At 37.5% G+C, this 21,918-nt stretch carries 20 protein-coding genes; 10 read left to right on the top strand and 10 right to left on the bottom strand.

Going from position 1 to position 21,918, the window contains the following annotated elements; genetic code table 11:
• Positions 1 to 20: 20 nt before the first annotated feature.
• Complete coding sequence (locus tag JIV24_RS19340; RefSeq protein WP_200466729.1) at positions 21 to 923, bottom strand: leucine-rich repeat domain-containing protein; 903 nt, start codon at positions 921 to 923, stop codon at positions 21 to 23.
• A gap of 336 nt (positions 924 to 1,259) precedes the next feature.
• On the opposite strand from JIV24_RS19340, the gene JIV24_RS19335 reads away from it, so the two are divergent.
• Positions 1,260 to 1,643: an HU family DNA-binding protein gene (locus JIV24_RS19335; RefSeq protein ID WP_200466728.1), complete on the top strand. Its 384-nt coding sequence runs from the start codon at positions 1,260 to 1,262 to the stop codon at positions 1,641 to 1,643.
• Between the two features lie 132 nt (positions 1,644 to 1,775).
• On the opposite strand, the gene JIV24_RS19330 is transcribed toward JIV24_RS19335, so the two are convergent.
• Positions 1,776 to 1,973 carry a Rossmann-fold NAD(P)-binding domain-containing protein gene (locus JIV24_RS19330; RefSeq protein ID WP_200466727.1) on the bottom strand — a complete coding sequence of 66 codons (198 nt, stop codon included), beginning with the start codon at positions 1,971 to 1,973 and terminating at the stop codon, positions 1,776 to 1,778.
• Positions 1,974 to 2,265: 292 nt separating this feature from the next.
• On the opposite strand from JIV24_RS19330, the gene JIV24_RS19325 reads away from it, so the two are divergent.
• On the top strand, positions 2,266 to 2,814 hold the full coding sequence (locus tag JIV24_RS19325) for a hypothetical protein (RefSeq protein ID WP_200466726.1): 549 nt from the start codon (positions 2,266 to 2,268) through the stop codon (positions 2,812 to 2,814).
• Positions 2,815 to 3,412: 598 nt separating this feature from the next.
• On the opposite strand, the gene JIV24_RS19320 is transcribed toward JIV24_RS19325, so the two are convergent.
• Positions 3,413 to 4,117, bottom strand: coding sequence for a phosphoglycerate mutase family protein (locus JIV24_RS19320; RefSeq protein WP_200466725.1), 705 nt, complete (start codon positions 4,115 to 4,117; stop codon positions 3,413 to 3,415).
• Positions 4,118 to 4,457: 340 nt separating this feature from the next.
• On the opposite strand from JIV24_RS19320, the gene JIV24_RS19315 reads away from it, so the two are divergent.
• Both JIV24_RS19315 and JIV24_RS19310 read left to right on the top strand, forming a co-directional pair.
• On the top strand, positions 4,458 to 6,704 hold the full coding sequence (locus tag JIV24_RS19315; protein ID WP_234445891.1) for a GH92 family glycosyl hydrolase: 2,247 nt from the start codon (positions 4,458 to 4,460) through the stop codon (positions 6,702 to 6,704).
• A 133-nt stretch (positions 6,705 to 6,837) separates the two neighbouring features.
• Entirely contained in the window at positions 6,838 to 8,466 is a 1,629-nt protein-coding gene (locus JIV24_RS19310) for an endonuclease/exonuclease/phosphatase family protein (RefSeq protein WP_200466723.1), read from the top strand.
• 2 nt (positions 8,467 to 8,468) lie between these two features.
• Here the strand turns inward: JIV24_RS19310 and JIV24_RS19305 are convergent, their stop codons facing one another.
• The 4 genes from JIV24_RS19305 to JIV24_RS19290 form a co-directional block, all read right to left on the bottom strand.
• A complete protein-coding gene (locus JIV24_RS19305; protein ID WP_200466722.1) occupies positions 8,469 to 9,272 on the bottom strand; it encodes a DUF2797 domain-containing protein in 804 nt (267 codons plus the stop codon).
• Positions 9,273 to 9,316: 44 nt separating this feature from the next.
• A complete protein-coding gene (locus JIV24_RS19300) occupies positions 9,317 to 10,594 on the bottom strand; it encodes a peptidase U32 family protein (protein WP_234445890.1) in 1,278 nt (425 codons plus the stop codon).
• Between the two features lie 2 nt (positions 10,595 to 10,596).
• Positions 10,597 to 12,432: an LTA synthase family protein gene (locus JIV24_RS19295; protein WP_200466721.1), complete on the bottom strand. Its 1,836-nt coding sequence runs from the start codon at positions 12,430 to 12,432 to the stop codon at positions 10,597 to 10,599.
• Positions 12,433 to 12,534: 102 nt separating this feature from the next.
• Complete coding sequence (locus tag JIV24_RS19290) at positions 12,535 to 13,635, bottom strand: glycosyltransferase (RefSeq protein WP_200466720.1); 1,101 nt, start codon at positions 13,633 to 13,635, stop codon at positions 12,535 to 12,537.
• A 182-nt stretch (positions 13,636 to 13,817) separates the two neighbouring features.
• On the opposite strand from JIV24_RS19290, the gene ispD reads away from it, so the two are divergent.
• From ispD to JIV24_RS19275, 3 genes are read left to right on the top strand one after another with little or no spacing between them, the layout of a single operon-like run.
• Entirely contained in the window at positions 13,818 to 14,477 is a 660-nt protein-coding gene (ispD, locus tag JIV24_RS19285) for a 2-C-methyl-D-erythritol 4-phosphate cytidylyltransferase (RefSeq protein WP_200466719.1), read from the top strand.
• 3 nt (positions 14,478 to 14,480) lie between these two features.
• On the top strand, positions 14,481 to 15,173 hold the full coding sequence (locus JIV24_RS19280; protein WP_200466718.1) for an SDR family NAD(P)-dependent oxidoreductase: 693 nt from the start codon (positions 14,481 to 14,483) through the stop codon (positions 15,171 to 15,173).
• A 9-nt stretch (positions 15,174 to 15,182) separates the two neighbouring features.
• The gene (locus JIV24_RS19275) at positions 15,183 to 15,776 is read left to right on the top strand and encodes a LicD family protein (protein ID WP_200466717.1); all 594 of its coding nucleotides are present in this window, start codon (positions 15,183 to 15,185) and stop codon (positions 15,774 to 15,776) included.
• Positions 15,777 to 15,782: 6 nt separating this feature from the next.
• Here JIV24_RS19275 and JIV24_RS19270 read toward each other — a convergent pair whose 3' ends face one another.
• Positions 15,783 to 16,370: an adenylyltransferase/cytidyltransferase family protein gene (locus tag JIV24_RS19270; protein ID WP_200466716.1), complete on the bottom strand. Its 588-nt coding sequence runs from the start codon at positions 16,368 to 16,370 to the stop codon at positions 15,783 to 15,785.
• 109 nt (positions 16,371 to 16,479) lie between these two features.
• Between JIV24_RS19270 and JIV24_RS19265 the strand changes: the two genes are divergently transcribed.
• Positions 16,480 to 17,562, top strand: coding sequence for a CDP-glycerol glycerophosphotransferase family protein (locus tag JIV24_RS19265; RefSeq protein WP_200466715.1), 1,083 nt, complete (start codon positions 16,480 to 16,482; stop codon positions 17,560 to 17,562).
• Positions 17,563 to 17,662: 100 nt separating this feature from the next.
• Positions 17,663 to 18,655: a glycosyl transferase family 90 gene (locus tag JIV24_RS19260; RefSeq protein ID WP_200466714.1), complete on the top strand. Its 993-nt coding sequence runs from the start codon at positions 17,663 to 17,665 to the stop codon at positions 18,653 to 18,655.
• Between the two features lie 28 nt (positions 18,656 to 18,683).
• Here JIV24_RS19260 and JIV24_RS19255 read toward each other — a convergent pair whose 3' ends face one another.
• Positions 18,684 to 19,673, bottom strand: a complete 990-nt coding sequence (locus tag JIV24_RS19255; RefSeq protein WP_200466713.1) for a glycosyltransferase — start codon at positions 19,671 to 19,673, stop codon at positions 18,684 to 18,686.
• Between the two features lie 302 nt (positions 19,674 to 19,975).
• Between JIV24_RS19255 and JIV24_RS19250 the strand changes: the two genes are divergently transcribed.
• The gene (locus JIV24_RS19250) at positions 19,976 to 21,010 is read left to right on the top strand and encodes a glycosyltransferase (RefSeq protein ID WP_200466712.1); all 1,035 of its coding nucleotides are present in this window, start codon (positions 19,976 to 19,978) and stop codon (positions 21,008 to 21,010) included.
• A gap of 47 nt (positions 21,011 to 21,057) precedes the next feature.
• Here the strand turns inward: JIV24_RS19250 and JIV24_RS19245 are convergent, their stop codons facing one another.
• Positions 21,058 to 21,786, bottom strand: coding sequence for a DUF6261 family protein (locus tag JIV24_RS19245; protein WP_200466711.1), 729 nt, complete (start codon positions 21,784 to 21,786; stop codon positions 21,058 to 21,060).
• Between the last annotated feature and the right edge of the window lie 132 nt (positions 21,787 to 21,918).

Genomic DNA, 21,918 nt, shown 5'->3' with positions numbered 1-21,918 from the left:
TTTCAATAGGCAGCAAGGAACTAAAAGTAATTATAACCGCTGCAATAGTGGTCCAGTTTTGGAACGAAAAGAGCATTCCCTATAGACTTTATATAATCAGGCATAGTGACATTTATTAATTTATTATTAGCAAACAGTGAAGCTCCAATTGAAGTCAACTTATCAGATAACTCTATACTCATCAATTCATTAGAAGAGAATGCTGAATTTCCTAGTATTTGAACATTATTGGGGATAATTACTCGAACTAATCGATTATCATGAAATGCTAATTCTCCAATTGAAGTTAAATTAATTGGAAGACTTATACTTGTTATTTGGTTTTCGGCAAATACTTCATCACCAATACTAATAAGAGAACCAGGCAAAATTACACTGATCAGCATGTTATCATAAAAAGTCCTCTTACCCAATTCAGTAACACCATTAGGGATTGCCACATGGATTAATTCATTTGAAGCAAAAGAACCTTCTCCTATTAAACTCAGTGTAGATGGTAGCTCAACTGAGGTTATCCGATTTCTGCTAAATGCATAATAACCAATTGACCTAAGCCCATCATTCAATAAAAGCTCTTTTATTTCATTGTCGTAAAATGCGTAATGTCCAACGTCACTAATACTTTCAGGCAAGGTAAGGCTAAATAATTCGTTTCGATTAAATGCGCTATTACCTATCAAACGAAGGCCTTCTGGGAGAGTTAAGCTTACTAGCGATGAGTTGGAGAATGCACTGCTCCCAATTCCAACCACCTTTTTCCCATCAATGGTTTCTGGTATTACTAAATCGCTTGGTGGTGTGCCATTATAGCCGGTAATGGTTACTTCATCGTTAACTATTGAGGTGGTAAACTGCGCTTTAACAGCATTTGTAGTAAAAATGACTGATAAGACTAAGAGAATTTTTATAAGACCTGGCTTCATAGAAATATGCATATAGAGGTTTAGACTAAAAAAAATCATTATTTGTAATAACGATTAAGTGGTAAGTAAATTATTCATTCTAATTGATAATAAAATCATCAATGCGAAAATATTTTTTTCATCAAGAAGTAATTTTATTTTGATCAAGGTGAAAATTTACTTCCATCAAGACGAAAGTATATTTCTATGCTTTTACTTGTCAGCAAGTGTTTTAAATCGTGATATTAATCATGTTGCATTTGTTTTGAGCCTGCTTAAATTGTATATATTTTTGATAATGACAAGCAATATTATTATTGAATATTGTAAAATACTAACCAAACATTTTAAGTAGTTATGCTTAAATACAAACTAATTGAGAGAGCAAATCCCAGAAACCCTGAAGCTCCTAAAAAACTCTATGCATCACCTGTATTGTCAGGTAAAAAAGGACTCAAAGCGATTGCTATTGACATAGTAGAAAAATCATCGCTAACCCGTGGTGATGTGAATAGCACCCTGGATAATCTGGTTGATCAGATTCCTAAATATTTGTTAGATGGCAATTCGGTTAATCTTGGCGATTTAGGCACTTTGCGTATCTCATTCAGTAGTGATGGTGTTGAGTCAGAAGAAGATTTTAATGCAGCGAGTATCAAGAACCTGAAGCTGATTTTTACACCGGGGAAAGACCTCAAGAAAAAACTGCTTGATGCTTCGTTTGAGAAGGCAAATTCTTAAACCGCTTTTCTACATGTATTATTAGCCCTGTTTTATAATAAATGGGGCTATTTATTTGTCACCTCTGATTCAAAAAATCTCCAAGGTGATGCCTACCATAAGGCTTTGCAACATTATCAATGGCCATGGCGCTTAAAAAAACTCAGTCGGTCCGTATGTTTTTGGCAAGGCATCATTCAGCAAATTCAAATTTGCCTTATTGTCAACATCCATATAGGTCATACCATCTTTTGGCCGGGTAATGCCAATGATTGAAAAGACATAGTTGACACCATTTGCAACTCCTTTAATACTCGCTGGCTTGGTGACTTCACCAATAAAAAAAATCATCAACCGAGTTGAATTTTCCTTTTGAGATTCCTTTCGAAACAAAATATTTACACAAAACCATCTGCTCAATTAGTTTTATAACCAGGCACTGCCCAAGGCATCCGCTAGCGCCTGCTACAAGGCTTTTTTCATCTTTATCAATTTCAATGGCAAATTCAGAGCTTGTAGAAGCCCCTCTACTGACCATCGTCAAAAACTAACAACAATGAAAAATAAGTATCACTTGTAGTTTTATTCATGCAATGATGAACAATTTGCGCGCAAAATGCTTATTTCAAAAAAACTTAAACAAATGAAAAACTTAATTTACACGATTATTCTAAGCACATTTATGTATAGTTGCGGCAGTAAACCAACCCAGAAATCAAAAAGCACTACACCGCCGGCAAATTCCCAAACAGCAATCATTCAACTCGATAATATACAGTTAAACGTACCTGAAGGATGGGAGAAAGTAACACCTACAAGTAGTATGCGCGTTGCTCAAATGAACTTAAAGTCCGACCCTTCAATTCAAATGACGGTGTTCTTTTTTGGCGAACAGGACATGATTCAACAAAACATTGATCGATGGAAAGGGCAATTTACCCAGCTTACAGAATTTACCGAGCTTAGCAGCCAAAAACCTGAAGTAAGCGCTGTGAAGATTTTGGGCACATTCAAACAAAAAGCACGCCCAATGGCGTCTGACTTTACTGAAGCTCCAGGTTATGGTACTTTAGCTGCTATTGTGCCTTCCAAATCAGGTCCTTATTACATTAAATTAAGTGCTCCTGAAGCCATCATTCTATCTCAGGAAAACGGTTTTATGCAAATGCTGGATTCCTATTCAAGCAACTAATAAAGTGAGTTTCGACAGCGCGAGAGACATTTTACCAGCAAGTCACGACATAGACTTTGTAGGATTTTAGCTATAAAATTCACAAAAATTATGAGTGGGAATGTTCCTTTTGACAATGCAAAAGGAATAAAAAAAATGGCGCTTCGCCCATACCCGAGTTACTTTTTCCTGCAGGTGAAAAACTAACGAAAAACCCCGCTGACTGCAGCACTCGATGACCTTTCTAATCTCGTTCACTGAATTAAAAGAACTCACCGATATCCATCGGTTTCAAACAGCTTTTAATTCTACGCTCACTTCGATTGAAAGGTGTCCATCTACGTTACTGATGTCAAGCTCCTTGTAAATTCAACGGGTTCTTGGATGGCGCGTTGGCATGCCGGAAAGTGGAGGCCGGTGGTGGGGTGAATTGTCTCTTCTTCTAATAATTCAATGAAGGGGCTTGCCTTAATGTTTGAAAAACATCTTACTTCATTAGAATTATTGAGAAGAGAAAAGAGCGGGAAGGCAATTTTTCCGGCTAGATGTTTTGTTTCTTTTACAGCAATGGTAAAAGAAAATCGCATGATAAGGCTAAAATTGGTTAATGTCAAAAGCCTTATAAGCTTTCATCTTTCTCTTTCACCAACACCGTAGCGCCAATATTAATATGCCCCTGCTTTTGAAGAATACACCAACCTTGTTGTTTTAGTTTTTTGGCAATGGATCGATTGAGCATTCCATGCGCAACTAATACCACTGTCTGCTCTTCTTGGGCTAACAAAGCTAGGCGTAAAGCTGCCTGCTGAGACCTTATTTTTGCTTGTTTATAACTCTCAATACCTTTTTGATTGAGACCCAGCACCCAGGCTGCCCGACTTAATGTTTGCCACACAATCAAGGGTAAAGTATAAGCATTGGACAAAGCAATTATCCGGGTTTCAAATTCGCGAAACTGCGCATCACTTTTTATTGTATAAACCTTACCAAAAATAGCATTGGCTGTTTCTTCAGCGCGTCTGAGGTTGGAACAATAAATCACCTGTTCATCGTCCAGACTAAATTGAACGAGGGAGGTGTCAAAAGGAATAATAGGCACTTTTGAATATGCGTCGACATATGCTTGGGCCATAGCCGAAGTGCATATTTTTTTTTTCTTCACATCGGGCTTCGCATGCCTTATCAGGTAAATACGTAGTTTTGTACTATCCTGTGAACCAAAACTTTCAATATTGGTAAAAGCACTCTTATCCTTAAAACCATGCAGGTATGCTTCTTTTGTAAGCCGCTTTGTTCCTGTGCAGGAAATAAACAGCCAACTCATAATGCTATATAGTAATATGTATTGATACCCTCGCATGTGTGCCTTTTTGCAGCAATATAAAGATAATTGAATAAAATGCGATTGATTGTACTACTGGCTAAACCGGGAAATTAATTATTTTGAAGCCAAAACTCATAACTTTTCAACATTTATCTCATAACGCTATAACTCCTTGATTTTGTCGTACAAATGTACAATCTAAGGGTAAACACATTCCTGCACCCTTTCACTCATCTACAATATTCAATTAGTAATCAATTCAATAGACACACCGGTCTAAAAAAGGGTGCTTTTGGGGAAATAAGATTATACCTTTATTTTCGCATCCAAAGCTATGATCATGAAGAATATTGCATTCCTTTCGTTAATAATGTTCTTGAGCACATCAGTATTTTCTCAAGAACCGGCCACATTAGTAAATCCTTTTATCGGAACCACCAATTATGGAGCTACCTATCCCGGTGCTGTTGTACCTCATGGCATGGTCTCTGTGGTGCCTTTCAATGTGACACCTCACAAGGGTAATGAGTATTCTAATACTAATAGCTGGTGCAGCAATCCGTATGTTTACAATAATAAATGGATGACAGGTTTTACGCATGTTAACCTTAGCGGCGTTGGCTGTCCCGATTTAGGAAGTATTATTGTGATGCCGACCACAGGCGAACTTAATGTGGATGTTAATGAATATGGCACCACCATTTCGAATGAGAAAGCCATTCCCGGTTGCTATTCTACAAAGCTCGATCGCTATAACATCAAAGCTGAAGTGACAGCAACAACACGTTCGGGATTGAGCCGTTTTACTTTCCCTGAAGGCAAGGCCAATATACTATTAGATTTAGGCCATGGGCTAACCAATGAAAGTGGTGCACACATTAAGCGCGTGTCTGAAAATGAAATTGAAGGCTATAAGTTATTGGGAACATTTTGCTATAACTCACATGCGGTAATGCCGGTGTATTTTGTTGTCCGCATTAAGCGCGATAACATGGAAAGTGGCTACTGGAAATTTCAGAATAAGCTGCCCGGTGCGCGTCATAACTGGAGCTCAACCAGCGATACTTATAAATTATACACTAAATACAACAAGGAACTATCAGGCGAAAAGATTGGCACCTACTTCTCATTTGACGCTCACGAAGGCGAGCAGGTAGAAGTGCAGGTAGGGGTTAGCTATGTGAGTATTGACAATGCCCGTGAGAATTTAGATGCCGAGCAAACAAACTTGTCGTTTGAGCAGATTAAACAAAATGCATTTGACTATTGGAACACGGAATTGAAGGTGGTAGAAGTAGAAGGTGGCACTAAAGATGATAAGGTCATGTTTTACACCGCACTTTACCATTTATTGTTACATCCAAACATACTTCAGGATGTTAACGGTCAATACCCGGCCATGGAAAGCAATGCCATTTTGAATGTTGATAACGAAGAGCGCTATACGGTGTTTTCATTGTGGGATACCTATCGCACTGTTCACCCATTGATGTCATTATTATATCCTGATAAACAACTCAACATGGTACGTAGTATGGTTGATATGTACAAGGAAAGTGGCTGGCTACCAAAATGGGAAATATACGGACGTGAATCGCATGTGATGGAAGGAGATCCTGCTTTGGTTGTTATTGCTGACACATATAGAAGAGGATTAACCGACTTTGATGTTGAAACAGCCTATGAAGCCATGTTAAAACATGCCAATACCATTGAAGATAATTTTATTCGCCATGATAACGAGTTTTACTTAAAGGAGCATTACATACCATTTGTAAAAGATTACGATAATTCTGTATCGCAAGCGCTTGAGCTTTATGTTGCCGACTACAATCTGTCACTAATGGCAGGTGCTATGGGAGATAAAGCCACACAGAAAAAAGCTTATCAGCGCTCATTGGGCTATCGTAAGTATTTTGACAAGGATTATAACTTGCTTCGACCGGTAACTGAAGATGGTAAATACATGGAAGGCTTTGACCCGGTTCAGGGCGAGAACTTTCAGCCTGTACATGGTTTTCACGAAGGAACCTCGTGGCAATACTCTTTTGCTGTACCGCACGATGTAAAAGGTTTAATGCGCCAAATGGGTGGTAAAAATAAATTTGTACAGCAGCTGAATAAATGCTTTAAAGATAGCTTGTTTGACATGAGCAACGAGCCCGATATGGCTTATCCATTTTTGTTTAATTATGCCAGTGGTTCAGAGTGGCGCACTCAAAAGCAAGTGCATGATTGTATCCGACGTTATTACAAAAATTCACCTGATGGATTACCTGGCAATGATGACACCGGCACATTATCAGCCTGGTTAATTTATAGTATGATGGGCATATATCCGGTTTGCCCGGGCGATATGAATTACACCTTGTCGAGTCCGGTGTTTGATAAAATAACAATACATTTGAATAAGGACATATACAATAAAGAGCAAATAGTAATAGAGGCTCAACGACGATCGGCAGATGATATTTACATCAAAGAAATTAAAATTAACGATCGTCCGTATAATCGTTACTTTATCAGTCATAAAGACTTAATCGAAAACGGAAACGTAAAGTTTAAACTGGGCTCAAGCCCTAAATAATAAGCCAAGATTTAAAACGAGCATGTAATTTTAATATCAAAAGTTACATAAAGAGTAACGATTAAAATTTTATGTAAGTTCCATTCCGATATAACCGGAACAAGTAGTGGCAAATGAAAAAAGACCTAAACACATGAAAATAAGAGGACTGCTTTTACTATGCACATTAACTCTTGGGGGTGTATTGTACTATTGTAGCAATGGCGACCGCAATATCAAAGTCATGAGCTTTAACATTCGCTACGACAATCCTCAGGATGGCGTCAATGCCTGGAGCAATCGCAAAGCAATGGTCTTTTCATTTTTGGATGAACAAAAACCTGATATCATAGGATTTCAGGAAGTTCTTAAAAGTCAGCTTGAGCAGTTGAATGATCATTTGGGTGATTATGCATACGTAGGTGCCGGGCGCGATGATGGCAAGGAAAGCGGAGAGTTCGTGCCTGTTTTTTATCGTCATGATAAGTTTGAACTATTAGCCTCATCGCACTTTTGGTTATCCGAAACGCCAGAAGTTATTGGTAGTAAAAGCTGGGGAGCTGTGCTTCCGCGTATCGTTACCTGGCTTCAGCTTAAAGACAAGGAGAATGGCTATATTTTTTATGTGTTTAACACACATTTTAGCCATGTTAGTGCATTTGCACGTAATGAAAGCACTATTCTAATTCTTAATAAAATTAAGACTATAGCTGGCGAAGCTCCGGTTGTACTCACTGGTGACTTTAACGCTCAACCATCTGAAAGAATGTATTCTACGATGGTTGATAACTGGAAAACCCATCTTCAATTGTGGGATAGCAGGCACCTGCCATTAGAGCAATCTAATCTTAGCTTCCAAACATTCAATGGCTTTAATAAAGAAATGCCCGAAGTGGTTATTGACCACATATTTGTTAACGGCTTTTTTGATGTTCATCGCTTCTCAACGCATCAAATTACTAAGGATGATGTTTTTATATCCGATCATTATCCGGTCATGTCAGAACTCACCTTTCGACTTAATCGCAGACGCGGCTCAGGAGCACTCAAAAAACTAATGCAAAGCACAAATATACCTTTGATTCAGTATGAGCAATTATGCTTCTACGACTCCACTTTTGTAGAAATTACGCCGCAAGGCCAACGTGCCGATATTTATTACACCATTAACGGCGAACAACCTGACAGTAATGCCATTAAATACCGGAAAACAATTACCATAAAAGAAAGCAGCACCGTTCTTGCCAAAGCCTATTCAAAAGGGATGTACCCTTCATCCACGGCATCGTTACAGCTTATCAAAAAGACAAAAACCAATGCCCGGTTAAAAGAAGTAATTCCTGAGGCCGACGAACAGTATTATTCTCCGGGTTACAAAGCGCTTTTTGACAACAAGCAAGGCAATAGCAATGACTTAAAAGATGGGTCGTGGTATGGCTTTTATGGTACTGATAATGATTTTCTGTTTGATTTAAAAAAGAGCACCCAACTTAACGAATTGTTTATATCAGCCCTTTCACGTCCATCGCAATGGATTGTGAGCCCTTCTAAAATAGAAGTTCTTACATCGTTGGATGGCATCAACTATAAAAGTATCGCCATCAAGCATATTCAAGCATCGTTTGATGAATCAACAAACAAAAACCTGCTTTTTTACCTACCACTAAATGCTCGAGGTCGATTTGTAAAAGTCTCGGTCTACAATGGCGGACTATTACCTCCATCGCACAGTGGCAATGGTAATCCTTCCTGGTTTTTTATTGACGAAATGGTTTTACAATAGTTCTAATCAGTAGTAAGCTTAACCAGATAACCATTGTGTTTGCGAATATTCAACACCCGGTCGTTATCCAATAGCAGGTATTGCCCTTTAATGCCTTTTAACACCCCACCTATTTGAGCCTCCTTATCAAATGTCAATGATTTTGGCTTGAGCGGATAAGCTTCAGCAGGGTAGTTTAATTGCCACACCTTTTCATCGTTCTTGGCATATTGTTTTAACTCCTCTGGTAAAAGCTCAATGGCTTTTTGCCGCTCAGCATCCAGGTCGATAGTTTCTGCCAACTCATTCTTCAGCATGGTTCGCCAATTCGTTTTATCGGCAAAATAATCCTTAAGAAAAACTTCCATTACCCCGGCAATGTGACGGTTAGGCACTTCGGCTATTATCACCGCTTTCCAGGCTCCCTGGTCAATCCAACGTGTTGGAATTTGTGTACTCCGTGTGATGCCCACTTTAATTCCGGAAGATACCGCTAAATACACATAATGCGGAATCAAACAGTGTGATTCGGCGAATGCCATGTCGCGAGCTTCGCCCAAATGAGCACGACAAGTTTCGGGTCTTAAAACACAATCTTCGGCCTCTGGAGCAGTTTGAAAACAATTGTAACAAAAGCCTTCTGCAAATGACTTTGATGTAAGTTTTCCACAGGCCACACAGTTAATCTGATTTTGAAATGCCAGTGTTATTTCCTTACCCACTAACTGGTTCATATCAACCAAATCATCACTTAATCGTAATTGATATTCAACTTTATCCTCGGCTATTTCAGCCTTCATCTTCAATAAATTACCCTGTGCTTCCATGTGTTATTTCTATATTACCCAATCAAGGGCCTAAAACTTTCTTCTTATTTTTGCAAGTCGCTGTCCTTGGCATCTACAATTTTATAGAGCTTATCTGAACGGCGTATCTTTTCTTCGATAACAAAACTAAATCGCTCGCCTTTTACAGTTTCATCAACCGGCTTTAAATCAACTCGAATTTCCGGAACAGTCATTTGGATAACACCGGTTGTAGGGCCGGTTATAAGTACCTCATCTCCTGTTTTGAGTGAATGAGTTTCCATTAAAAACTCGGCCACATTTAACTTTGGAAAGTAGTTCATGCCTTTACCAATGTATATTTTCTTTTTGGTGGCACGCGAACCATAGTTATGGCTCCACTCGCCTAATTTTTGACCCAGATAATAACCATCCCAAAAACCACGGTTAAAAACTTCTGCCAAACGAGTATCCCAGTCCTTGATCTTTTCTTCGTCATAAGAGCCATCAATCACTGCTTCAATAGCCTCATTGTAGCACTCACAAACGGTTCTAACATACTCCGCTGAACGCGCACGACCTTCAATTTTAAATACGCGCACACCGGCATCCATCATTTTGTTTAAAAAATGAATGGTTTTTAAATCCTTTGGTGACATAATGTAATCATTCTCCAACTCCATCTGTCGGCCCGACTCTTTTTCAGTTACCGTATAGCCACGACGACATGGCTGCAGGCATCCGCCACGATTGGCTGATGAATTAAGCTGATGAAGGCTAATATAACACTTGCCCGAAGTAGCCATGCAAAGAGCACCATGAGCAAACATTTCAATCTCCATCAATGCTCCTTTTGGGCCGCGGATATCTTCATTAATAATGGCCTCATGAATGCCTTTTACCTGGTTCATATTGAGCTCACGCGCCAACACCACCACATCGGCAAAATGGCTGTAAAACTTTAAAGTTTCAACATTGGATATATTTACTTGTGTAGAAATATGAACCTCCACTCCTTTGTTATGCGCATAGTTAATGGCAGCCTGGTCAGAAGCTATAATGGCTGTAACGCCTACTTCCTTAGCCACATCAATTATCTCACGCATGGTATCCAACTCTTCGTTGAAAATAACCACATTAACGGTCAGGTACGTTTTTATATTATGCTCTTTGGCTATCTTAACCAGTTCACGTAAATCATCGTTCGAAAAATTATTGGATGAGCGCGAACGCATATTCAACTGCTCAATGCCAAAATATACAGAATTTGCTCCTCCCTGAATCGCTGCACGCAAAGACTCGTATGAGCCTACGGGCGCCATTACCTCAAAATCTTCTCTCTTCATATTTTCTGTTGATCCCATTTTTATCTGCTTTGATGATCATTGTAGATAACCTGTAAATAAGCCTTTGCTTTTAAACTATCCGTTTGCGATTCTAAGCCTTCTGCTTTTATAAAACGATTAACTTTTGAATTATAATACTGATAGCTGCTACTATCTTTAAAAGACACCCCGCTTGGCGCTATAATGTTAAAGGCAAATTTTTCTACTCCTTGATCTAATATATTCTTACTAAACTTAAATTCTTTTGCATCAATATTTAATTGGCTCAAAAGCGTGCGTGCTAAATCTGTTTGAGAGCCGAAATCTGTAATCACTGTATCTTTCACACTTAAGGCACCACCAGTCCATATCATTGGAATATTGGCATAATTGGTATCATCAAGCGGTATACGTTTTGGACCTCCAACAGCATGATCGGCTATGAGAATAAACAAGGAATTATCCCAAAGGTTTTGCTCTTTTACGGAAGTGAAGAACTCTCCAATGCACTTATCGGTATACGCTACCGAATTATAATAATCGTTCTCAAACATTCTTTCCATAGGAACATCAAAAGGCTCATGGCTACTTAATGTAAATAAGAACTTGAAATATGGTTCCTTTGAAATCTCCATCTCTTTAACCAATCGCCTGAAAGTATACTCATCATGCACTCCCCACTTTTCGCCTTGCTTATCTGATTCAAACTCATCAATCGAAACAACCTTCTCAAAACCGGCCTGTTTCACAAATGAGTTCATGTTTTTAAACTTGATATCACCTCCATACATATACATCAGGTCGTTATAGCCTTTTTCTTTCAGCTTTTTAGGCAAAAATGGCAGTGACCCGGTTTTCTCAGGAAAACGGATGATTGAATAAGATGGTAAAACCTGATACCCGGCCAGTGTGGCCACCAGTCCCTTATCCGAACGGTTAGCTGCTGCCCTGACATTACTAAACAAAACACTCTCAGAAATAAGCTGATTGATATTAGGTGTAACATTAACTCCCCCTAAATCTTCAATAATGTGCGAAGCATAACTTTCTAACAGAATAACAACCACATTTGGTTTATCTGTTTTTAGCAGCGATTGATAATTTCCTGAATGCTGTGTCAATTCATCGAAAATAGCATTGGCTTTTTCATCATCCATATATTTGTAACGCTTCTTTGTTACATCCATCTTTTTCATATCGTACGATAGGTTCCATAATGGATTAATGGCACAATGGTTGGCATAACGATGAGTTGAAAAATAAGCGACTCCCGTATTAATAGGGGCCACTCCAACACTTCCTCTAATAGGGGCGATCATAGCAGCACTAACTAATACGACAACACCTGCTGTAACAAAAGTTTGTTTCCAGGTTAAAGCATCGACGGTTTTATTTCTTTTGCCAATTATCAGTTTAAAAAGTTTGAAGAGCAAATAAGAGATGACTGCCAAAGCCACAATAAATACAACGGGATGATACCACTGTAGCGAAGCCATTACAATATCTGGTGTCTGCAGAAAACCTATTGCTTCAACATCCATATGTTTGCCCCAGAATGAATATAATCCAACATCACCTAACAAAAAGGCGGATAATAGAACGACAAACACTTTATTAACAATGCTAAACCAACAAAAATTGACTCTCCGCTGAAGGAATAATAGTGGCAACTGACTAAGCCCAATAATCACCATAATATAACCTGTAAAAGATGCATCAAGGCGCAAGCCTATTACAAAGGTCCATAGCAATTGAAAAAAAGGTGTGTTATTGGAGTATTGAATATTCGCGACCATAAACACCAAGCGGTGAATGGCAAAAAAAAGCATCCAAAACAAGAATGCACGAAAAAACTTAATTACAAATGATTTATTCATAACAATAGCCGTCAATTTTACATATTCGAAAAAACGGTGCTGCAAAAATAATCAGTTGAAACAGAATCGTCTCAATAATATGAATGAAATGTAGTAATTGACCTATAAAACCTTTTTGGATAGTTTTTGTAGAAGATGATTCTCGAGATTAGTAACCATTTGATCAATCGAAAATTTCGCTTTGACATGGTCGGCTCCTCTTTCCCCTTTAATATGCAATTCGGTGTCGACAATCAACTGCTCAATCGCCTTATTTAGTGCTTGTGTATTTCCGGGCTCAACAATGTAACCATGTGTTCCATCCTCCATCATTTCCGCCACACCGTTTACATTAGTACTAACAGCCGGCAAGCCATGTGCCAGTGCTTCCATTAAGGAATTTGGCATACCTTCATATAAAGAGGGCAACACGTATATATCGGCCGCATTTAATAATGACGAAACGCTTTTATGAAATCCCAGAAGATGAACATGATCTTGTAATCTGAGCTGATTAATCTTCTTTGATAGCATATTCTTAAGCTTACCTTCCCCCGCTATAAAAAAGAATACATTCGGATGCTTATCAACAATAGTCTTCGCTGCATCAATCAAATACTCAAATCCTTTTTGATAGGCCAATCGACCCGTAGAAACAATTACCAAAGGATTTTCAATACCAGCAGGAATATATTGGCTCAAATCATATTGCTCTTTAACCTGAGCCTCCTCATTGATGCCGTTGTAAATAACTTTTACAAAGTCCTCATCCCACCAACCATAGCTATCATACTCATTTTTAATGGAGTTAGTATTCGTGATAATACCATCGCAATAGGGTAGAAAACTCCACTTATACTTACTTGAGTTATTTAATAGCTGAACACCTTGGCGGCTCAATACAATAGGGCCATTATTCATACGCGACATAAACCCTGAAACGCGAACATCTTTATTCTGACAACCAATAATAAGCTGAATATTGTACCGTTTACATAGCCTCTTCAATTGGTAATATCCTAAAACACTAAAATCTGTGTAAATATCAATACGAACAACCGGTACATTGCTTTCCTTAGCCCTTTGTTCGAGTATCGAATTTTTACGACAACCAATGTGCACCTGATGGCCTTTCTTAATTAATTCTGACGCAGCAAGGACCATCCACTTTTCTCCACCGCCCCACTTTTGCCTGCCTATAGAATTAATTAGTAATAGATTCATTGGTTTTTGTTATGTAATAGTTTGTTCCTCAAAGAAAACCCAAAGAATTGCTTAACTCCAAGTTTACATAAGAGGATTCGAAGATAGTCTTTTAATTGTAATTGATAAAAGATATCCTGCAGCATGGATAAATATTTTTACCTTTGCATTTTATCTGGTTTAGACGATAAAGTGATAATACTATGGATGTGATACTTTTAGCAGCTGGCATTGGGAAAAGAGCGAAACTTAATTTCCCTAAACAGTTTTATAAGATAAACGGCAAGCCTTTTTTAGTGTATTCGATGGAGAAGTTACTCAAGTGCAAGGAAGTAACTCGATTACTGGTAACATGCCAGACAGAATATATGGAAGAATACCAACGCTATGTTGAAGAATATGACATACCAAATGTGGTGTATGTAGAAGGTGGTAGCACACGGCAAGAATCGGTATACAACGGGCTTCAGCAAGTGATTAGCGATAAAGTAATGATACATGAAGCAGCACGTCCGCTAATTTCTGAAGACTTTATACAAGAGGTTGTTGACACATCTAAATCTGAGGATGCGGTAGTACCTACCATTCCTATTAAATTTACAGTGTCTAAAGGTGGCGATTATATGACAGGTGAGTTAGTACGAAATGAGTTACACAACATTCAATTGCCGCAAGTATTCACATCGAGCCTGATTAAAGAATACCACGAAAAAGCAAAAAATGACAATTACATCGCTACTGAAGATGGCACTTTATTTTTCCATTATGGTGGTAAAGTAAGGTTTATTGAAGGCCGCGAATCGAATATTAAAATTACCACACCTCTTGATGTAGAGTTGGTTAATAAGCTTCTTAAACTATAAACAATGCAAGGAAAAGTAATTGTAGTAACAGGAGCAAGCAGTGGCATTGGCTATAAAACAGCACTACAGGCACAAGAAAATGGCGCCACAGTTGTATTTACCAGTAGAAATGCCGAAACGGATGAAAAAATAAAACAGTCATTAAAGGGCGAGTCAATCGTTAAAAACCTGGATGTTAGTAATGAATCATCCGTCAAAGAGTTATTCAAACACCTCAAAGAACGCTTTAACTCAATTGATGCTTTGGTTAATTGCGCCGGTTTTGTAGAGCCTGAAAGTTTATTAAATACTTCACTTGAAAACTGGAACAAAACAATTGAAGTTAACCTAACCGGAACATTTTTATGTACCAAGCATGCCACCTTATTAATGAAAAATGAAGGTGGTAAAATCATTAACATTGCATCAACAGCAGGATTAACTCCCAGACCAGGCTGGAGTGCCTATGCAGCTGCTAAAAGTGGCGTTATCAACTTTTCAAGTGCCATTGCCGAAGAGTTGCAGGATTATGGCATTAAGGTGTTTGTAATTTGTCCCGGACGAACAGCAACTCCTTTAAGGAAAATTTTAGCACCCAATGAAGATCCTAGCTCTATTATGCAACCTGAAGCCGTTGCTGACGTAGTAATGATGTGCTTTACAAAACAAGCAGAAGTATTGGAAGGTCAACCGATATTGGTAAGGGAAAGGTTTTAAAAAAAAAGTATGTCGGGAACAGCAACGTTGGAAGGTAGAAAAAACAAAAAAGCTCAAAAACTTCTTGAGCGAGTTGTCAGTATAGCAGATAAATGTAACTTAGACTACTGGCTTGAAGGTGGAACGCTATTGGGTATAGTAAGAGAAAATAGAATTCTTCCCTGGGATAACGATTTGGACATTTCAGTTAGAGATGTTAGCGATAAAGACATTGAGAACTTTGTTAAAGCTTTGAAAAAAGATGGCCTAAGATTAAGAATGAGGCTGTTTACTCATGATTATTCGTTTGCCAAAACTGGTGACTATCGCCTTTTGAAAATTCGAACGAAATTTCTTTGGTTTATTAAAGGCCCTGTTGTGCTTGATGTCTTTTTTAAAAAGACAGAAGGCAATCATGTAAAATGGGTTATTAACAAGACACAAAAACAGGTTCCATCACATTTTCATGACGAATCAACAACAATTACTTTTAACAACTACCAATATAAAACACCTAAAAACTATCGCGAATATCTGACATATCGTTACGGTGATTGGCAAGTGGTAAGAAAAGACTGGGACACTTATGAACACGATTCAGCCATTGAATCACGTTTGGAATAGCAATTATTACAAACCTAGCTTTTCCTTTAAAATGGTAGAGCTAACGTGAGGGGTGTAAGGAAAGTACTCGACAGCACAGGAAACTTTCGGGAATTTTCCTCGCCAATCATCACCAACTGTAATCGCTTCAATATCAAACATGTCAACAATTTTCTGCTTGTTTTTATCTACCTGAGGTATGACCTCATCGACATATTTAATTGCTTTTACAATCCTTATACGCTCTTCAAAAGGAATAGAAGGTCGCTTTCCTTTCTCTTTTTCAATCAGCTCATCGGTCGAAACACCAACAACTAAATGATTACAAAGTGCTTTTGATTCTTTTAGAATATTTAGATGTCCATAATGAAAAAGATCAAAACAGCCAGAAGTGTATACACGGTTGTATTTTGCTTTCTGTTTAACTTTAAATTTCAAACTATTCTTGTTCGAATTAACTTGAATATACCTTTCCTTTGAATTTCCTTTTTCTGTATACTCATTAACATATTGCTCAACCATCTCACCGATTAAATCAATATGCATGGTGCTATTCTGGCCATCAACACTAAATTCTGTAAGACCTTTATCCCTGTTATTCTTCCCTTTAATCATCAATTGTTTCCCTTAATTATACTCTGCAAAATTAGAATAATCATTCAACATTCAAACTTCTATCAATTAACCTTATATATTTGTACTTTGATATTGACAAAATAGATACATGAAAAAGTCAGATTTTCACACAATATTTTTAATCCATCACCTATACTACATTCCTCAATTCATTTCAATTGCCAAAGAACTGCTTAAGCGTGATAAGCAAATACTATTCCTTTTATTGGCCAAAGACTCTCCTGATAAGAATCAAATAGCATTTGATTATTGTAAGAAAAATGGCTTTAATCCATATTTCTACAATGAAGAAGACCCCATTTTCAATTGCGATTTTTTAATTAATGGCGCCCATGGATTTCCAAGCATAACTGTTAATTACAAATACACCGCATCTGTCATTCATGGCATTGGCACCAAAGCCGGTTACTATACCGACGAGCAAAACAAGCACGACATTCGTTTTGTTGAAGGCGCACAAAGGGTTGAACTTATAAAGCAAATGTTTCCGGACTCAGATTGCAAACTATACAATGTTGGGTTTGCTAAGCTAGATGAGGCATTCACAATCTCGGAACAAGATAAACTTGATATGCTTCAGTCATTTGGTCTCAACCCTGATAAAAAAACCATTCTATATGCGCCCACTTTTTATCCGAGTTCGATAGAGTACATGCCAGGCAATTTCCCTACAGACTTTGCTGATTATAATATCATTATCAAGCCACACTTCTTTTCGTTTGAGAAAAAGACTTATCGCCATCAGGTGCGAAAATTCAATAAATGGGCAAAAAACGATAACGTCTTCCTGGCAGGCCCCGAACTTTTTAACCTGGTACCATTTATGACCATTGCCGACATTATGGTTTCTGATGAATCATCTGCCATATTCGAATTTGCAGCATTAAACAAACCGGTTATACTTAACCAAAATGTTAGATATCGTTGGACATACCGTCTGTTTAAATCCAAAATTAGAAAACGAATGGATGGGCAAATGAGTCAGTTTAAAGAAGTAGCTCAGATTATTCAGAACTATAAAGCGCTTCAGCCAATCATAAAAAGTGAATTACAAAACCCTAACAACAAAGCAGAGGCCAGGAAGAAAATTACAGATCAAATTGTGGGATTAGCTGATGGTCATGTATCAGAGCGAATTGTCGACATAATGGATGAGCTACTAAAACCTTAGTGAAACGATCATTACAATCGGGAATGAAATTGACAAAGGCTTGCTGTAACATTTAATTGGATTTACTTACTTTTACACCATCTTTAAAACAAGAGACTAAATGGGTGTAAAAAATAAAAAGTGGTTTTCGAAATGGATGACTTTTCGATATCGCAATTTTAAGCAATATTATTATTTCAAAAGCGCCTTAAAACTACTTATCCCCAACTTCTTATACCAGCTTAGGCGTCACTCAATTATTGGCAGTTATCTAAAAAAATCGAGTGACGAAAAAGTATATATTAACAAGAGGGTTAATTACTATATCAAATTAAACTCAAGCTTTAACAGAAGTAACCAGGCCAAACAACTGGGTGAACTTAAACCCGGAAAAAAGCAACGTACTTACTTTTTCGACACCCACGAAATAACACGCTATTTCCCCAATGACAATTACATCGATTTTGAATTTGGCGATATAACAGAAGTTCCACCTCATCCCGCTATCGTAAAAAGTCGTCCAATTAGCGACTCTAATCAAAATTCAGTTTTATTAAACCTAAATAAAATTCGCCACTTCACCTTTCCTAAAGACATCACCGCATACCACAAAAAGAAAGACCTTTTAGTATGGCGAGGAGCTTTTAAAACCGTTCACACACAGCGAATAAAGTTTGTAGAAAAGTGGTTTGGCCACCCGCAATGCAACGTAGCACATGTTAGTAAGCTAAAGCCATACTTGCACTGGCGAAAACCCAAAATGAACATGTACGAAATGTTGCAATACAAATTTGTAATGGTGATAGAAGGCTACGATGTAGCGACCAGCTTAAAGTGGGTGATGGCTTCTAACTCGGTGGCAGTAATGCCCAAGCCCAACTACGAAACATGGTTTATGGAAAATACTTTAATTCCGGATTATCACTACATACAAGTGAAGGACGATTACTCAGATGTGGTAGATAAAATGAACTACTATATCGAAAATCCGGATAAAGCAAAAGCCATTATTGAAAATGCCCATGAGTACATCAACCAGTTCAGAAATAAAAAGCGTGAACGCTTAATTTCTTTAATGGTATTGGATAAGTATTTTAAACTACAAGGTAATTAATGCCAGACATAAACTAACAAAACAAGTATCAATCCCAATCCAATAAGCTTTTGTCAGGATTACTTGGCAGATAAGGAGCTACATTATTCAATGTTTCACCATTTAACACCTGCTCATACTTTTTTAAATAGCTTAAAGCCATGGTTTTTGAATTGTACTTTTCAACAGCTAAATCATGACATCTTTGTGCCGAAAACTGCCCCGCATTCTCAATGGCTTTAACCAGTTCCTCCTGCTTATTAGATAAAAATCCTACCTCCTCAGTTACCAAATCGGGCAACGAACCATAAGGAGTACCAAATACAGGACATCCATAATAGAGGCTTTCAGTGATCGCCAAACCAAATGGCTCATGCCACCTAACAGGAAAGATTAATCCTTTAGAATTATTTAATAATTTAAATTTCTTCTCTCCTCCCACCATGCCATAAAATGAGACTCGAGGACTCAATGTAAAACGAAAACCCATTTTAAAATTCAAGCGATTTCCACCTAATACTTTCAAACGTTCACTTTTGGTTTTTTTAATTGTATCAATTGCTCCTTTTACATTTTTGACCTTCCAGGCTGCTTTACCTAAGAAGTGAAAATAGTTTTGTTTAGTTCCGAAATTAGGCTTGGAATAATCATCCCAATCCAAACCATTATCTACATAACTGCTTGCATTAAATCGTTGGGCATGACTCTTCGAAACAAAAATAGAGTTCATTGGTAAATCACGATTTCTGTAACCATTGCCATGTATTGTCAATACATAAGGTTTTCTAAGCTGCTCAATATCCGGTGGCAACATATTAAAATGAACCAAATCAACCTCATCTGGAATTTGTTCGCTTATTGGAATCTCTTCGTTAATGAAGCAAACATTGGCAAAGTCGCATGACGAACCTTTTTTCACCAAATACGTTACCTCGTGACCAAGTTTAACCAACTCTTGACCTAAATACAAAATCACTCTTGATGTTCCGCCATAAAGTGGCGTTGGTATTAAACCGTTATAAGCTATTAATATTCTCATTCTCTAAAATTCTGTTTGTCATGCTTCTCTGCAAAGTTAATATTTACACGTTTATAAAAAATACAGACGTATTTACTCCTGCAATTAACTTTGTTTCAATCTCTCAATAGCATCAAATACCAGATAATTTAAAGAGCCTTAGAGACTTCCAATAATGCTTTTGGACTTAGTGTAAAAACAACTACTTTTGAAGCCTATATTTGGCTTTTCGCCTTAGCCAATCTTTACTCTTTATGAATGAAATGATGTCTATTTTATTAGATATTCACACAAATTAGATTTGAAATAATAAAACTAAACAGATGAAAATTCTTTTTATCGGGAAAACAGACTTTAAGTATAACAGGGTACAGGTTTTAATTGAAGGCTTAAAACAACTTGATGGAGTTGACGTTTTGTTTTACCCTTTAAAGTCACGTAGTAGCATTGATAAAAAGGATTTTTTAAGGATACAGGAAGACATTGATTTCATATATATTCCTCCATTCAGGCATCGAGATGTCCGATTTATAAAAAGCATCAGCACTAAACCTGTTGTATTCGATCCTCTAATCTCAAAATTACTTACAAAAGCCGTTGATTACCGGCAATTTTGGAAGATACCCTCGAAATATTACCTGGATAAAGTGGCATTTTCAAATTGTGATATCTTAATCGCAGACACTGAAGAAGACAAAAACTATTACTGTAAAACATTTAGGATAAAAGAAAGTAAGGTAGGCGTTGTTCCTGTTGGCGTAAATACTTCACAATTCTTCCCATTACCAACAAAAAGTAAAACAAAAACTATTGTAGGAAGCTATGCTTCTTATGTGCCTCTGCAAGGAATGCCAAAAATTATTCGTGCAGCTGAAATTTTAAAAAATAATAAAAACATTGAGTTTCACCTTATTGGTAGTGGCTATGACTTTAAAAAGGTGAAACGATTCGCTGAAAAGCACAATCTAACAAACGTCAAATTCTCCGGAAAAATAAAGTACGAAGCCTTAAACGAAGCCGTTAACAAGTTCGACATCTGCATGGGCATCTTTGGTGATTCCCTAAAAGCCGATTCGGTTATACCCAACAAGGTTTATCATTATGCCGCTCTAAGAAAATGTATTATATCAAAAGACACGCCGGCAATAAAGGAGATATTCACGAACAATGAAAATATTATCTTATGCGAAAACAAACCACAACAAATCGCTGATAATATCTTAAAACTAATCAACAATACTGAACTCAGAAATAAGATAGCTAAGAATGGATATAAGGTAATATCAGAAGACTATAATCACACTCAGGTAGCTCGTTCATTCGTTAAGATTCTAGAAGATTACCAAAAAAATAGATGAGCATAATTTTATAAAACAACAGCCGCTTACCAGCGGCTGTCTTTTTATCACTCTTCTACTGTATCCTTCTGATTACGGGTTAATCGAGTACGTGCCTGAGTCTCCAAATTAGCTGCTCCATCATAAACAGCCTCAACCAATTCTTTGTATTCTGGCTGAGAACTGTATTCACTTTGGTAGTTCCAACCGGGTAAAATTTTCTCCAGCAAATCAACAGTCTGCTTACCCAGCTCACTGGCTGATGCCATGTCTTTTTGATTCGCTTCGGTCTCCGTTTTCTCAATATAGAGTAGTTCAACTTGCTCTACTGCACCTTTCCAGGCATTAAAAGCATCCACCACATTTAATTCAACTAACAACTGTTGGTTATCAGCTTGCATCAGTTCATTTATCAAACTTAATGAAATAGCCAATTGTTTTTTGACACCTACGCGATAAAGCGACCAGCCATGACGACGAATAATGGCTTCGATTTGATTGGCTTTTGCCCGTAGCTCAGTGTTAATAATAGTATGGGTATATGCCTCAATGAATGTTCTGAAGCAGATAAAACCATCATCCTGAAGCACATCCAACTCTGCAATACGAGTTGTATAACGGCTGCCACGACTTTTGTGAAGGGCCTCTTCCATATTGTTACGGAGTGCATGAATGACATCATAAATACCCGCTAATTCGGGCAAGGCCACAAGTTTCGATTTCAAAATTTTGTCAATTAACTGCAATAGCAGAAAGCGCTCATGAACATTCATGAGCGAGAAAGGAATGGTTCTCATAAAAAAATAATTTAAGTATTTAATAGTATGAAATTAGCTATTTTATAATAAATACCACTAGCCTCCGAAAGTCGGAATTTTAAATAGCCCTCAGAATCCTATATTTTTGTTTCGACAAAAAAACTTAAATAA

It is taken from the genome of Carboxylicivirga marina, from assembly GCF_016612505.1.
In the GTDB taxonomy this organism is placed as follows: Bacteria; Bacteroidota; Bacteroidia; order Bacteroidales; family Marinilabiliaceae; genus Carboxylicivirga; species Carboxylicivirga marina.
Note: the sequence above shows the minus strand (reverse complement) of the source record. Positions and strands in the feature narration are given on the sequence as shown.